The organism is Geobacter psychrophilus (assembly GCF_056821595.1).
Genome location: NZ_JBXDTU010000004.1, coordinates 2,163,405 through 2,177,833 on the forward strand (window position 1 = coordinate 2,163,405; position 14,429 = coordinate 2,177,833).

Consider the following 14,429-nt stretch of genomic DNA (forward strand, 5'->3'; position numbering starts at 1 on the left):
CTCATGGGAAATCTGGGATGTGGCTGCTCCGGCAGCATGGCGAAGGTAATCGAAAGACCGGTAACAGACGAAACAAATAACACTAGGGCCGTCTCTGAACTCAGGCAGTGGCCGGTACAACTCCATCTGGTTCCGCCGACCGCTCCGTACTTCAAGAACGCGGAAATCCTGGTCTGTGCCGACTGCGTGGCTTTTGCCATGGGGAGCATGCATCAGGATCTGCTGAAGGGCAAAGCACTGGCAATCGCCTGCCCGAAGCTGGATGATACGGGCGCGTATGTAGATAAACTGGCCACAATTTTTTCAACCAATGATACGCCCCATGTCACCGTGGCAATCATGGAAGTGCCTTGCTGCCGAGGGCTGGACATTATGGTAAAAGAAGCGATTCAGAAAAGTGGCCGGGATATCCCGCTGGAGACAGTGATTGTCGGTATCGACGGTGCCAGGAGGAACTGATGAAAGTAGACATCACCAAGGCCTTGTTGGACGAGCACCGTTTGATTTTGCGGATGATCGCCCTGCTTGAAAAAAATGCACCCCGGACAGCTGAAGGTAATTACCTCAACTGGCAATTCTATCTTGATGGCATCGACTTCATCCGTCAGTATGCTGACCGTTTTCACCATGCCAAGGAAGAAGATGTCCTTTTCAAAGCATTGGTTGACAACGGTATGCCGAAGGAAAACAGTCCTGTAGCTGCCATGCTGATGGAACATGATCAGGGCAGGAACTTTGTCCGCGCAATGGAATTTGCTGTTCATGAGGCACAAGCGGGGCTTACAGAAACTTACCAGGCAATTGCAGATAATGCCCTGGGGTATGCTGCCCTGCTGCGAGACCATATCAGTAAGGAAGACGAAATTCTTTACCCGTTAGCAGAACGTGTCATTCCAGAGACTATGCGTACCGGTATCCTGCAGGGATATCAAACCGCAGAAGCCCATGTAGCGCCCGGGTTTGAAAGTCATTATCAGGCCGTTGTTGTGCAGTACGAGCAGGAATAGTCTTGAATTCGGAGAATATAATATGATCACCACGAGCGAAATAGCGGTTACAGCAACGATCTGGGTATTGACAGCTGCCGGTGGGTTCTTCGGTACGCGTGCGGCCTTGCGCAAAAAGAGACTGAAGTGTGAGATTACTAAAAGCAAGCTGCAGCAAACCAGCGGAGTAAATGATCGGTCAACGGACTGCTGAATCGTTGTACTCCACACGTCTGATTTGGAAAAGGAGCGGTTTCATATTTCTATCACCGTAGTCTGGTTAATAGGCCGGCATTTAATCAGATTATATTCGTTCGCTCAATCTGCTTGCACATATGTAAAAACTAGCATACTATGTGAATAGATAATCACATGAGGTGCCTATGCTCGAAAAGAAAAGCACACGCGTTCGTAAAGAAGAAATCATCCAGGCAGCCCTAGAGGTAGTAGGTAAAAATGGCGTTCGCGCTCTTACCATCGCTGCAATAGCAGCATCAGCAGGAATGAGCGAGGCTAATATTTACCGACATTTCAGCGGGAAAGACGACATCTATTCCGCTGTTGCAGAATTCATCGGAAGTTCGGTCATGAGTAATGCTTCTGCCATCGCCGGAGGGAGTCGGAAACCACTGGAAAAACTGGAGACGATCTATTTTTCTCATGTCGCTCTTATAATAGAGCATCCAGGAATTCCACGCTTCGTATTCTCCGATGATATCCATCTGGGGCAGAGGAATCTTGCTGATACCCTCGCACTTCGTATTGGTAATTATATCGAAACTATAACAGGTGTCATTGCCGCAGGCATAGCGGAAGGTGATTTGAAACCCGGCTTGTCTCCCCGGGAAACGGCCTTAACACTCCTTGGCATGATCCAGTTTACCGCGTTGCGCTGGACAATAAGTAACGCATCCTTTGAAATACGGCCGGAAGCGGAAAAACTATGGCAAAATTTCCTGACCCTTGTTCGTTGATTTTTTTTGCACCGTATGTGAATATAAATTCACTTTATATTCAATTTTAAGCATGACATAGGGAATCTTATGAAACGATTTGTGTTTGTGCTGTTGGCTCTCCTGACTTCGACTCAGCCGATTTATGCTGCAGGCGACCTGACGCTGGACGAGGCGCTGGGTACAGCCCTGAAAAACCACCCCCAGGTAATCGAAGCCAAGGAAAACCTGAACGGTGCCGAAGCTAAAACCGGCCAGGCTTTGGCAAATTACTATCCTCAGATAAACCTGACTGCTGACTGGATCAGAGGCCAGACGTACTTTCCGGCCCAGGAAACCATAAAAATTTCTGAAACTAACACTGCGTCACTGTATCTGAAGCAGACCATCTATGATTTTGGCCGCACCGCTGGTGCGGTCGAATCAGCCAGAGGCAACCGCGAAGCAGCCGACAATGCGCTTACCGTGATCCGACAGGATTTGACGTTACGTGTCAGGGTTGCTTTCTATCTTGTTCTTGCGCTTGAAAAACAGGTCCAGGCCGTCAGAGAAAACGTCAAGGCTCGGGAAGACGTTTTCCGTCAGGCGCAGGAATTCTTCAATCAGGGGATCAGGGCCAGGGTGGACGTAGCCAGGGCCGAGGCTAACTTTTTTGCTGCTAAAACGAATTTGATACGTGCGGAAAGCAATCGGGAGATTGCCCGGGTAGAACTTGCCAATGCCATGGGGATTGCCACCTTAGGGGAACGTACCCCGGTTGCGACGTCCTCCGATTTACTGTCATTGCCGGAGCGGAACTCGTCGCAACAGGACGCCCTGCGCAACCGCGCCGAACTGCACCAGTTTGCGGCCATGAAGTCAGCTGCATCCGGTAATCTCACGTCAGCCAAAAGCAGCTATTTGCCGATTCTCTCCGGTGTCGCCAACATCGGCTATGCCGACCGTGACTTTCCACCCACCGGAAATGTCTGGGGGGTCGGACTGAACCTGACCGTACCGCTATTTTCCGGGTTCTCTTCCGTTGAGCAGGTGCGCGAGGCTACTGCTGCTATGAACTCCATCGAGGCCAGGCAGAACAACCTCAAACTTCAGATCATCAAAGAAGTCGAATCTGCCTGGTTTGGTGGAAACGATGCCGCTGCCCGTATGGTTTCAACACAGAAAGAAGTTGATGCAGCAAATGAAAGTAAATTGCTGGCTGAAGGGCGCTATCAGGAAGGGGTCGGCAGCATCATCGAAGTCACCGATGCACAGTCCCAAACCCTTGATGCCCAAACAGCAAACATTCAGGCAATGTTCGATTATTACACCGCGCTGGCAAGACTCGACAGGGCTGTGGGCAAACAATAAGAATCACCGTAAAGGAGTGCTGTATGGATCTCTTGAATAGATTGGCAGAAAAGAAAAAATATCTGCTCTGGCTGGTTGTTCTCGTGGCTGGAGGGATTGCTCTCAAAATGACGCTCTTAGCCCCGACCAAGGTAAATGCCGTGAGTGTTGAGAAGCGTGACCTCACCGCCCAGGTCTACGGCAACGGTACGGTTGAGGCCAAGGTTGTGGTCGGTGTTTCCAGCAAGATCACCGGCAGAATAGTGGAACTGTACGCTGATCAGGGTGATCTGGTAAAACGGGGCCAACTCCTCGCCAAGCTGGAAAATGACGACTTCCGCCACCAGGAACAGCAGTCCGAGGCTGGACTAAACAAGTCAGCGGCCAACCTGAACGTGGAACAGGCCAACCTCCAAAAGGCCCGGTCAAATCTGACCCTGGCGGAAAAAAATGCCCAACGCTACAAAAACCTGGCCGAAAAGAACTTCGTCTCCAGGCTGGAGGCCGAACAGTATGATACCGCCAGCCAGGTTGCCAGGGAAGAGGTCGCCCGCAACCAGGCGGCCGTAGAGGCTGTGCGCATGGAGCAGCAGGCTGGCCGGGCCAGCGTCGGTTTTGCTAGGAGCAGGGTCGCAGATACCCTTATCTACGCCCCTCAGGATGGAGTCATCATCACCCGCGACCTGGAGAAGGGCGCCACTGTTTCGCCGGGAATGTCGATCTTCACCCTGGCAGACCCACAAACCGTCTGGGTCAAGGCCAACGTGGACGAATCACAGTTGAAAGGGGTGGCTGTCGGCAAAAAAGCTATGATCACACTACGTTCCTCGTCCGGCGAACAACTACCCGGCCAGGTTGCCCGTCTGGGGCGCCAGAGCGATCGGGTGACCGAAGAACTGGAGGTGGATGTGGCCTTCAGCGAACCCCTGAAACAGTTCCGTCTGGGGGAGCAGTCCGATGTGTACATCGTCACGGATACAAAAAAAGATACCCCGTCACTCCCTTCCGCCGCCATTGTCGCCAAGGATAAAAAACGGGGCGTGTGGGTGATAAAAGACGGCAGGATCATGTTCAAAGAGGTGACTATCGGGATTGAGGACCGGAGCAACCAGAGCGAAATCCTGGCAGGGCTCGATGCCGGCGATCGCGTAGCGGTGGCTCCCGCCGCTAGCATGGCAAAATTCAAGGAAGGCATGAAGGTACGGGCTGCGAAATGAATCTCGCCATTCGGGACATACGCTACCACCGGGGCAGGTTTATCCTGACCTCCATCGGCCTCGGGCTGCTGCTCGGAGTGGTCATCAGCATGGGAGGCATCTACCGGGGGCTTATCGCCGACGCCCTGGCGATACTGCACGCGAATAAGGCCGACATCTGGGTTGTGCAGCAGAATACCAACGGCCCGTTTGCCGAGAGTTCGCGCATCCCGGAAGACATCAAGTACCGCATACGGGCGGTGCCAGGTGTGGCCGAGGCATCCCCGCTTTCCTTCCAGACCATCCAGATCGAGCGTCATGGCAAACCCTTTCGTTTTTTCCTGATCGGTTATGAATTGAGCGGCTTCGGCGGCCCTCCGGAGATAGTTGCCGGTCGCGGCATCCGCCAGAAGCACTACGAAATGGTAACTGCTAGGGCGATGGGAATGCAGATCGGTGAAAAGATCCATCTGGGTCTCCATGATTACACGATCGTAGGATTAACCGGCAAAATTGTCTCTTCCAGCGGAGATCCGGTTGCCTATGTGAGTCTGGTCGACGCCCAGGATATCCAGTTCAAGAAAGACAACGACGCCATCAGGAATGACCGTGAGCGGATCGGCGCCAATCTGGCCGGCATTCAGTCCCTATCCCCAGTTCAGTCGAATTACCTGCAGCAGAACATCTCCGGCATCACGGAATCAACGCACACGGTCAATACTGTCGTTGCGCGACTATCGCCGGGTGCGAACCTCCAGGAGGTTCAGAAGCGGATCAGCCGCTGGAACCATTTCAAGCCCATTTCCGATGCAGAACAGACCGCTATCCTGGCTAAAGGGATGATTGAAAAAGCCAGGATGCAGTTGGGGCTTTTTCGGGTAATACTGCTTGTCATCTCGGCCGTAATTATCTCACTGATCATCTACACATCGACTCTCGACAAGATCAAGGTTATCGCCACCCTGAAGCTGATCGGCTCACAAAACCGGGTAATCATTGGCATGATACTGCAGCAGTCGTTGCTGATGGGGTTTATTGCGTATTTTATAGGCTACGGTTTGATTCTGCTGACCTATGAAAAATTTCCACGGCGGATCGTTCTAGAGGCTTTTGACATGCAGATACTGTTTGTCATTGTCATGGCGATTTGCATCATTTCGAGCTTTGTGGGTATCCGGAAGGCGCTCAAGGTTGAGCCAGGGGAGGCCCTGGGTGGATAAGAACATGTATGCAATCGAGGTGGAAAGACTGACGAAGATTTACGGTAAAGGCGAGACGGCGGTGACCGCCATTGAAGATGCTACTCTGCAGGTTAAACCAGGGGAACTGGTCGCCATTCTTGGCCCCTCTGGATCCGGTAAAACAACCCTACTGACCTGCATCGGGCTGATCAATGAGCCGACCCACGGCACGGTCGTTATCGACGGTACTACTGTCGCTGATGACGGTTGGAAAAGCGGTATTGATCTGAAGCGGATGCGCCGGGAAAAGCTCGGTTTCATCTTTCAGGCACACAACCTGATACCGTTTCTGACCGCTCAGGAAAATGTCATGATTGCGTTGGAGATCAACAACATGACAAAAAATGAAGCCAAAAGACGTGCAACAGAGTTGCTAACTTCCCTCAATCTCGGCCACCGACTGGGCAATTACCCTTCAGCGCTTTCCGGTGGCGAAGCCCAGCGGGTTGCTATAGCGAGGGCCTTGGCCAACAAACCCCGGGTGATCCTGGCCGATGAGCCGACCGCTGCGCTTGATACCGAGAATGGCAAAAATGTCATGGCGCTCCTGAAGAAACTGGCGGTAGAAAACCATTCCGCTATCCTGGTTGTCACCCACGACCATCGCATGGTGGAAGGTTTCGACCGGATATTCCAGGTCAGTGATGGTCGTATCATTGATGAGAAGAATTACATTGATGTGGGATGAGTTAATTCTAGCGGATGCAGAAATGCCTTGCCCAAATGAACGTGCAACTAATCAATGAAGTGATTGACATAGGCCAGATTAAGGTACTAGGAGATCGGAACTTCGATATAAATATAGATATGGTCCGTGAGAGAACCTGAGAGGTGCGTCCGATATTGGAAAGGTTGACACACCGTCGAAGCATAACAGCCTGTTATTTAAGGGTTTACGTGCAAGCTCAGGGGTGTGAGCACCTTTCTCTACTATTCCTATACAAGACGGCACTCGTTCTCAATCCACATTCCCCTCGAAAAACAACCTCTTCCCGGTTATCCAGAATTCCCCATCACAGTCGGTGAACACATCCGCAAGAAACGAATGGATCTTGGCTTCCTCCAGAGAGAAGTCGCCGAAATCATCGGCGTCACAGAGTCCTCTATCTGGAACTGGGAACATGGCACCGAACCGGAACTGCAATATAATCCAAGAATTATCAAATTTCTAGGTTATATTCCGTTCGACTGCCCAGATGACCCAGTGGGGCGGCTTGCATGGTATAAGAGAGCGATGGGAATGAACTTTGATCATCTGGGTGAAGCTATGGGCCGAGACCCAGAGCAATTATCAGACTGGTTGAGTGGCCGGCATAATCCGTTCCGGAAGAACCGGGAGAAGATCGAGCGGTTCCTAGAAAACCAGAGAACCTTCCTTCTGCCAGAGAAAAAATAGAAGTTATTTTCTTCCGAGAAGAGCAGCTTTCCACCACATTTGACCGCTCGTTGTACTTTGCATGCTAACGGGATCTCCAATTACCGGGGTCAAGACCGGGATTCTTTGTACGCTGCCCAGAGTGACAATCCTGTCAAACGGATCAGACCAAGAGTGCATCGACAGATCAAAGGTTCCATTATGGATAGGAAGCAGATTCTTGCCTTTCAGATCTATATGGGCCTGAATACTTTCCTCTGGATGCATATGGACTTCCGGCCAGTTTTCATTGTAGGCACCGGTTTCCAGTAAGGTCAGGTCAAAAGGACCATATTTTGCCCCAATCTTTTTGAACTCGTCAAAATAGCCGGAATCCCCACTGAAGAACACTCGCTGATCATCAGCCAGGAATACCCACGATGCCCACTGGGTCTGATTCTTATTGAACAGACCACGACCCGAAAAGTGACGAGCGGGTGTAGCAACAAGGCGTACACCACCCACCTCCGTTTCCTGCCACCAGTCGAGTTGCTTTACCTTTGATGACGACACCCCCCAACCAATAATAATGTCTCCCACCCCAAGCGGCGTCAGAAAATACTCCGTCTTGGCAGCCAACTTCATGATGGAGCCCTGGTCAAGATGGTCGTAGTGGTCGTGCGAAATAATGACCGCCTTAATCGGTGGCAGATCGTCAATGGATATCGGCGGCTGATGAAATCTCTGCGGCCCGGCAAACTGTACCGGTGACGCCCGCTCTGAGAACATCGGGTCGGTAATCCAAAACGCGTCATTCAGTTTCAGTAGGATAGTGGAGTGACCAAGGCGGTACACCGTATTGTTCGGGGCGGCCAGCAACTGCTGTCGTGTTAACGTCTGTACTGGAATCTTCCCGGTGGGACGAGTGTCGGTCGGCTTGTTGAAGAAAAAATCCCACATGATGCGAGCCTGTTCAAGCGCCCCACCTTTTGTCACATTGACTGGATTTTTTTGATCACTTTCGAGCGATAGTGGTGACCGTGCAAGGGCGGTATTGCCGCTATTGTTGAAAAACATGGTTGCCATAACTGTAAGGACTCCCAATACTACAATGTAAAATAGAATTCGTTTCATTGTTGCCGCCGTCCAAGGAGTGACAGTGAGCCAATCTCCAAATCACTAGACATTCTTACCCATTTCATATGCCTGGCTCATTGTCGGGCTTTTCTTGATGTCCCCTTTATTCCAGGCACCGGTTCCGTAGATGACACCCTTCTCTCTGGCTCCAGTCAGGCAGGCAGTGAATCCCCTTAATGACTCCAAAGTTCTTTCCAGCAACTTTTTATCACCAACCGCAGCAGTCATGATGAAGTACATCTCTTTATTGCTGACTGCGGTATAGCGTGCGTAGGTCCGGTCGATCACGGTCTTCATCTGGGCATTCATAGTGTAGAAATAGACCGGGGTGGCCATGACGATCACGTCAGCGCTGATCATCTTGTCGAGAATGTCAGCCATGTCGTCTTTCTGGACGCAACTGCCGCCATTACCCTGGCAGGCGTCACAGGCGGTACAGTAGTTGATGGTCTTGTCACATACGAATATCTTTTCTACCTGATTTCCTGCTTCTGTTGCCCCACGAATGAACTGGTCACACAACAGTTCAGAATTGCCGCCTTTCCTGGGGCTGCCGGTGAGTACCACTACCTTCTTTGCCATAATCATATTCCTTTCAATGGATCTCACTGAGATTTTCTGCCGCTTAAAACCTTGCCGAATATTTCACTGGCATTATCGTGTTCTTTCTTGCCAACCTTGGCACTGAGAACGGATATCAGATTCTTCATCTGTGACTCCGTCAGACCGGTATTAAGCCCGACGTTAAAATGAGCCTGCAGTTGGGGATTAACGCCATCCATGCTGGCCAGTGCCGATATGGTGGCAATCTCCCTGCTCTGGAAGTCTAGGTTGTCACGCCCGAAGATATCGCCGAACAGGTGACCTTTCAGAAACTGATCGATGGCGGGAGCAAAGGTATATATCGGACCGGTGACCGGCTTCCCAACCAGCCGCGTCTGAATGTCCGTGCCAAGTTCGACACTGCTCTTATTGGCAGGCAAAGGGTTTGCCTCCCTACCAACCTCATCCTTGATCCCTTTCTTCTGCCGCTCTTCCATGACAGTCATGAAGGTGCCGATACCGTTCAGGCTGCGCGGAAAGCCGGTATACGCATACAGTTGCACCAGGATTTCCTTGATCTCGTTAACGGTCAAGCCGGTATCCAACCCTTCATTCAGGGAGACTTTCAGCTTTTCCAGATCACCCGAGGCGGTAAACGCTGCAATGGGGATAATGCCTTGCTGTTTTGAACTCAGTACCAATTTTTTCTCCATGGGTCGCGCCTCCGCTATGGATGCGATGATAAACATCATGGCAAAAGTGATTGTCAGGAACTCGGTTACCAGTCTATTCATGCTTGCCACCCGGTTTACCGTTGTACTGCTCGTCGCTGACCTTTTCCAGCCACTCCACATTCTTACCGTTGATTGTCCCGGTGAGGGCGATATGTGTCATGGCGGTGGTGGGTGAGGCACCATGCCAATGCTTTATCTTCGGCGGGCACCAGATCACGTCACCAGCCTTGATCTCTTCGACCAGGCCACCCCATTCCCCGGTTCGACCGACACCGGCGGTAACGAGCAGGCGTTGTCCGGTCGGGTGAATGTGCCAGGCAGATCTGGCGCCCGGTTCAAAGGTGACATACGCACCGGAGAATGGTGCCGCGTCGTTGGCAGCAAACAGCGGATCGACACGGACAGTGCCGGTAAAGTATTCGGCAGATCCTTTGATGGAAGCCTGAGTGCCAGACCTGGTTATGGTTTGGGATGGTTTGTTTTCTTCAGCGGCCAGCGCCTGACTGGCAAAAGCAGCCATTGAAACGAGCAGGGATAGCGATAACAGGATCGATGTAATTTTCATGGTTTCTCCTCAACGCAGATCAGTGGTTCCAGATTCTCTTGGGCATCGCTTTATTTCAGATATTTAGTGAAAAAGGATGTGAGCTTGCCAAAAGGAATAAGATTCACCCGGTCGTACAGATCCACATGCCCGGCGCCCGGAACAATGTAGAGTTCCTTCGGTTCGGCGGCTAGCTTGTAGGCGTCCTCGCTGAACTCGCGGGAGTGAGCGGTCTCACCGGTGATGAAGAGCATGGGGCGAGGAGAAATCGTCTCGATATCATTAAACGGGTAGAAATTTACGAACTTGACGACACTGGTGAGCGTCGGGTGCGTTGTGAGTGCAGGTGACGAACTCTTGGGAGTGAATTCTCCTCGAGGAGTGCGGTAGAAATCATAAAACTCACGCTGAATTGGGTCGGTGTCCGCAGTTAGTTGATGTACCGTACCGCCGACGTATTTGGTTTCACCGCCCGTGAATTCGACATAGCGCTGCTCGGCTGCTGCCGAAATGATTTGCTTCCGCTGCTCGACAGTCTGCGAGTGCCCCAGTCCGCTACGGACGGCAGTGCCCATATCGTACATGCTGACGGTCGCAATGGCTTTGATGCGCGGGTCTATCTTGGCCGCGCTGATGACAAAGCTCCCGCTGCCACAAATCCCGATAGCGCCAATCCGATTCCTGTCAACAAACGGCCGGGTGCCCAGGAAATCCACCGCAGCACTGAAATCCTCGGCATAGATATCCGGCGAGACGGCGTTGCGAGGCTGCCCCTCACTCTCTCCCCAGAAAGACAAATCCAGAGACAACGTTACGAACCCCTGTTCAGCCATTTTCGTGGCATACAGATTCGCACTTTGTTCTTTCACCGCGCCCATTGGATGCCCGACAATGATCGCGGGATTCTTGGTGTTCTGCTTCAAAGCTTTGGGAATAAACATATTCCCTGCAACCTTCATGTTGTATTGATTTTTAAACTCAACCTTTTGCATGGTTACCTTGTCGCTCTTGTAAAAATTGTCTGCTCCATTGGACTTGTCTGCCGCAAATGCAGCGCCAACCCCAGTCATACCCAGTGTCATCATAGTGAGGACGCGGAAACAATTAGTGATAAAGCCTGTTTTGTTCATTTTGAGCTCCTTTACGTTGTCTCGACATTTGCGCTGGCCAAGGGAAGTTACGTTACAAGGCAGACTTGAGCACAGCGACAATATCCGCCTCGCTCATCGGCGGCTGACCTGGCAAAAGCCCCTTGTCATCATGGATGATACGGACCGTTTCCCTGGCATACTCTGTCAGCAACGCGTCACCGATCCCGAGTTCAGACAGGCGGGTGGGGCAACCGATGGATTTGAGGAATGCTTCAAAGCGGTCAATGCCTTCAAGGGCACAGTCCAGATCGCTGCTGTTCTTTGCATCGAGACCGAAAATGCGTTCGGCAAACTGCACGAACTTTTCCTGTCTGTGGCTGGCGGCAAAGCGCATCCAGGCTGGATTGACCACAGCCAGACCTGCCCCGTGGGTGATGTCGTGATAGGCGGACAAGGTATGCTCGATCATGTGCACGGGGAACCCCCCGTTGGTGCCTGCATTAACCCAGCCGTTGAGGGCAACGATCGAAGCCCACTGCACCTGGGCGCGAGCTTCCAGGTTGTTTCCATCTTCAAGCGCTTTCAGACCGTATTCCATGGCTGTGATAATGACGCCTTCGGCAAAGCGGTCCTGAATGGGGGTGCCAGCAACGCCGTTAAAATATCCTTCGGTCACATGAGTGATTATGTCACAGATGCCGTACGCGGTCTGATCCTGCGGCACACTCATCGTGAGTTCGGGGTCCACCAACGCGACAACGGGATACAAACATTGGGCCTGGACAAAAGACTTTTCCTTCGTCTCTTCGTTGGATATAACCGCACCCATGTTCATCTCGGACCCGGTAGCCGCCAGGGTCGGCACGGTTATGATAGGCAGCGCTCGGGTCGGGACATACGGCACGGTCTGGCCGTGGAAGATCATATCCCAGGGATCGCCGTCATAGTAAAACGCGGCTGCCATAACCTTCGCTGCATCCATGGCGCTGCCGCCGCCCAGGGCGATGATCACATCGCAGCCTTCGTCCCGAGCGATCTTGGCACCTCGTCTGACGGTGGTGATTCTCGGGTTGGGCTCGACGCCGGAGCATTCCACCGTTGAGACGCCGGCACGCTTCAGGCTGGCGACTGCGCGATCAAAAACACCACTGCGCTTGACACTGCCGCCGCCGGTAACCAGCAGGGCGCGTTTGCCATGCTGGCTGGCAACCTCTCCCAGACGTGCGAGTGCTCCGGCAGCAAAGATGAGGCGGGTTGGGTTGTAGTACTCAAATTCCATCTGATTCTCCCTGAAATAAGTCTTTTGGTTTGAAATATTTGATCCTGATGGTTTTTATCGTACCGCTTAACGGTATAAGGCGGTAGAACGATCCTACACATTTATTGCCTGATCCTACAAAGTGTTCCAAAAACATTGTAATAGAAAAAATGTCTTGCTATGATTCAATCAGGATTGCTTCGGAAAAGCACCGTATAAACAGCGAATTAGGAGATTTTATGAACGACAAAATAAAATCGTCGCGAGAAGCCTTACGGGAGAGTATTGCCCGATGGACGAATAACAGTGATCTGTATGCAAGCGCAATTCAGGGGTTATTTTTTTTCAGACAGGACGAAATGACCGAACCGATGAGCGTCGTCTATGAACCAAGTATCTGTATGGTCGTGCAGGGTTCCAAGCGCGTGCTGCTGGGGACTGAACCGTATGTGTATGACGAGAATCATTATCTGATCACGTCCGTGAACCTGCCCACATTCGTCCAGGCCCTCAAAGCAAGCAAAGAAAGGCCGTTACTGGGGCTCAAATTGACGTTTGACATACAAGAGGTTTCTCAGTTGCTGGTTGACAGTAATTTCCCCCATCATCGTTCGCAACAATCCGGTCATGGTATGGCGACGAGTGAGGTAACACTGCCACTGCTCACTGCCTTTCAGCGCCTGATCGACCTGCTTGATGAAGAGCAGGAGATACCGATCCTGGCACCGATCATCCGGAAGGAGATCATTTACCGTTTACTCGTGGGTGAACAGGGGGCGCGTCTGCGCCAGATTGCGTCGGCGGGAAGTCAGAGTCAACAGATAGCACGGGCGATCGAATGGCTGAAAAACAACTTCTCACAGCCGCTGCGTATTGATGATCTGGCTGCCCAGGCCCGCATGAGCACTTCATCATTTCATAACCATTTTCGGTCTATGACCGCGCTCAGTCCACTGCAATACCAAAAGCACCTGCGCATGTACGAAGCCAGGCGTTTAATGCTGGCGGAGTCACTTGATGCTGCAAATGCTGCGTTTCAGGTCGGTTACGAAAGCCCTTCGCAGTTCAGCCGGGAATACAACCGGATGTTCGGTGCTCCGCCGTTACGGGACATTACGAAGCTTCGTATGATGACTGCTAAAGGATAACAGAGAGGATCAGCAACAGACCGGTATGAAAAGCGTTAAGGAAATATAGATTGAGAGCTTGGATTTGCTACCGTGTAGCCGGAAAGGACGACATCCAGACATGATTACCGGAAAGACCAGGCTTTATGCCATCATCGCCGACCCCATTTCTCACGTCCGCACCCCAGAGGTGTTCAACGAGCTTTTTTCACTGAACCGCTGTGATGCGGTTCTTGTCCCAATACAGGTAGCTCCAGAGGGGCTTAAGGCTGTCCTGGCTGCTTTTCGTGCCATGAAAAATCTAGGCGGTTTTGTCACGACGGTTCCGCACAAGACTGCGGTTGCCGCCCTCTGTGATGAACTTGGCGATGCCGGGCGTGCAATCGGTGCGGTTAACGCGGTGCGGCGGGAAACGGACGGGAGGCTGATTGGTAACATGTTTGACGGCGCCGGTTTTGTAGCCGGGTTGCGCTCCCAGGGGTACGATCCGGTTGGTCGCCGGGCACTGCTTGTAGGTGCTGGCGGTGCAGCCGCAGCCATCGCTTTTGCTCTGGTAGAGGCGGGAGTAGCATCCCTGACGGTTGCCAACCGCACCCGTTCGAAGGCTGAAGAGATTGCGGTGAGAATAGCCAAATATTTTCCAGATCGGCCAATCGTGGCGGGAAATGCCGATCCGACCGGCCACGATCTGGTGATAAACGCCACATCGCTCGGCCTGAAAGCAGATGATCCGCTGCCGATTGATACCACAAGGTTGACACCCGCCATGACCGTTGCCGAAATCATTATGAAGCCAGAAACCACCCAACTTCTGGCCGCAGCGAAAGCAAGGGGGTGCACCATTCATTACGGACGCCACATGCTTGATGAACAGGTTCGCCTGATAGCTGATTTTATCGGAGCGATGGGCTCTTGACCGTGATAGAAGAAAACTTA

The 14,429-nt window shown here is 52.1% G+C and carries 17 protein-coding genes; 11 read left to right on the plus strand and 6 right to left on the minus strand.

The genetic code is table 11. The features are described 5' to 3' along the window. Positions 1–3: 3 nt before the first annotated feature. From ACOCF6_RS12415 to ACOCF6_RS12455, 9 genes are all read left to right on the plus strand, one after another. Positions 4–459 (plus strand): iron-sulfur cluster-binding oxidoreductase, encoded by a 456-nt coding sequence (locus ACOCF6_RS12415; RefSeq protein ID WP_214170276.1) that lies wholly within the window; start codon positions 4–6, stop codon positions 457–459. After that, on the plus strand, positions 459–1,007 hold the full coding sequence (locus ACOCF6_RS12420; RefSeq protein WP_482460662.1) for a hemerythrin domain-containing protein: 549 nt from the start codon (positions 459–461) through the stop codon (positions 1,005–1,007). The genes ACOCF6_RS12415 and ACOCF6_RS12420 overlap by 1 nt, the downstream gene beginning before the upstream one ends. A 22-nt stretch (positions 1,008–1,029) precedes the next feature. Further along, positions 1,030–1,200, plus strand: coding sequence for a hypothetical protein (locus tag ACOCF6_RS12425; RefSeq protein ID WP_214170523.1), 171 nt, complete (start codon positions 1,030–1,032; stop codon positions 1,198–1,200). Positions 1,201–1,369: 169 nt separating this feature from the next. Beyond that, on the plus strand, positions 1,370–1,960 hold the full coding sequence (locus tag ACOCF6_RS12430; RefSeq protein ID WP_482460663.1) for a TetR/AcrR family transcriptional regulator: 591 nt from the start codon (positions 1,370–1,372) through the stop codon (positions 1,958–1,960). A 69-nt stretch (positions 1,961–2,029) separates the two neighbouring features. Then, positions 2,030–3,289: a TolC family protein gene (locus ACOCF6_RS12435; RefSeq protein WP_482460664.1), complete on the plus strand. Its 1,260-nt coding sequence runs from the start codon at positions 2,030–2,032 to the stop codon at positions 3,287–3,289. A gap of 23 nt (positions 3,290–3,312) precedes the next feature. Continuing rightward, complete coding sequence (locus tag ACOCF6_RS12440; RefSeq protein ID WP_482460665.1) at positions 3,313–4,485, plus strand: efflux RND transporter periplasmic adaptor subunit; 1,173 nt, start codon at positions 3,313–3,315, stop codon at positions 4,483–4,485. Then, positions 4,482–5,684, plus strand: coding sequence for an ABC transporter permease (locus tag ACOCF6_RS12445; protein WP_482460666.1), 1,203 nt, complete (start codon positions 4,482–4,484; stop codon positions 5,682–5,684). The genes ACOCF6_RS12440 and ACOCF6_RS12445 overlap by 4 nt, the downstream gene beginning before the upstream one ends. Positions 5,685–5,688: 4 nt before the next feature. Further along, positions 5,689–6,393 carry an ABC transporter ATP-binding protein gene (locus ACOCF6_RS12450; RefSeq protein WP_482463344.1) on the plus strand — a complete coding sequence of 235 codons (705 nt, stop codon included), beginning with the start codon at positions 5,689–5,691 and terminating at the stop codon, positions 6,391–6,393. Positions 6,394–6,618: 225 nt separating this feature from the next. Continuing rightward, positions 6,619–7,101, plus strand: coding sequence for a helix-turn-helix domain-containing protein (locus ACOCF6_RS12455; protein ID WP_482460667.1), 483 nt, complete (start codon positions 6,619–6,621; stop codon positions 7,099–7,101). Positions 7,102–7,104: 3 nt separating this feature from the next. On the opposite strand, the gene ACOCF6_RS12460 is transcribed toward ACOCF6_RS12455, so the two are convergent. The 6 genes from ACOCF6_RS12460 to ACOCF6_RS12485 all read right to left on the minus strand — a co-directional run bounded on the left by ACOCF6_RS12460 (position 7,105) and on the right by ACOCF6_RS12485 (position 12,387). Further along, positions 7,105–8,145, minus strand: coding sequence for an MBL fold metallo-hydrolase (locus ACOCF6_RS12460; protein ID WP_482460668.1), 1,041 nt, complete (start codon positions 8,143–8,145; stop codon positions 7,105–7,107). 93 nt (positions 8,146–8,238) lie between these two features. Then, positions 8,239–8,778: a flavodoxin family protein gene (locus tag ACOCF6_RS12465; protein WP_482460669.1), complete on the minus strand. Its 540-nt coding sequence runs from the start codon at positions 8,776–8,778 to the stop codon at positions 8,239–8,241. A 23-nt stretch (positions 8,779–8,801) separates the two neighbouring features. Then, on the minus strand, positions 8,802–9,533 hold the full coding sequence (locus ACOCF6_RS12470) for a carboxymuconolactone decarboxylase family protein (protein WP_482460670.1): 732 nt from the start codon (positions 9,531–9,533) through the stop codon (positions 8,802–8,804). After that, the gene (locus ACOCF6_RS12475; RefSeq protein WP_482460671.1) at positions 9,526–10,038 is read right to left on the minus strand and encodes a (R)-mandelonitrile lyase; all 513 of its coding nucleotides are present in this window, start codon (positions 10,036–10,038) and stop codon (positions 9,526–9,528) included. The genes ACOCF6_RS12470 and ACOCF6_RS12475 overlap by 8 nt, the downstream gene beginning before the upstream one ends. 50 nt (positions 10,039–10,088) lie before the next feature. Further along, entirely contained in the window at positions 10,089–11,147 is a 1,059-nt protein-coding gene (locus ACOCF6_RS12480; protein ID WP_482460672.1) for an alpha/beta hydrolase, read from the minus strand. A 52-nt stretch (positions 11,148–11,199) separates the two neighbouring features. Beyond that, the gene (locus ACOCF6_RS12485; RefSeq protein WP_482460673.1) at positions 11,200–12,387 is read right to left on the minus strand and encodes an iron-containing alcohol dehydrogenase; all 1,188 of its coding nucleotides are present in this window, start codon (positions 12,385–12,387) and stop codon (positions 11,200–11,202) included. A 218-nt stretch (positions 12,388–12,605) separates the two neighbouring features. Here ACOCF6_RS12485 and ACOCF6_RS12490 point away from each other — a divergent pair, with 218 nt between their 5' ends. Beyond that, the gene (locus ACOCF6_RS12490) at positions 12,606–13,514 is read left to right on the plus strand and encodes an AraC family transcriptional regulator (protein ID WP_482460674.1); all 909 of its coding nucleotides are present in this window, start codon (positions 12,606–12,608) and stop codon (positions 13,512–13,514) included. A gap of 100 nt (positions 13,515–13,614) precedes the next feature. Continuing rightward, on the plus strand, positions 13,615–14,409 hold the full coding sequence (locus ACOCF6_RS12495; protein ID WP_482460675.1) for a shikimate dehydrogenase family protein: 795 nt from the start codon (positions 13,615–13,617) through the stop codon (positions 14,407–14,409). The last annotated feature ends 20 nt before the right edge of the window (positions 14,410–14,429 follow it).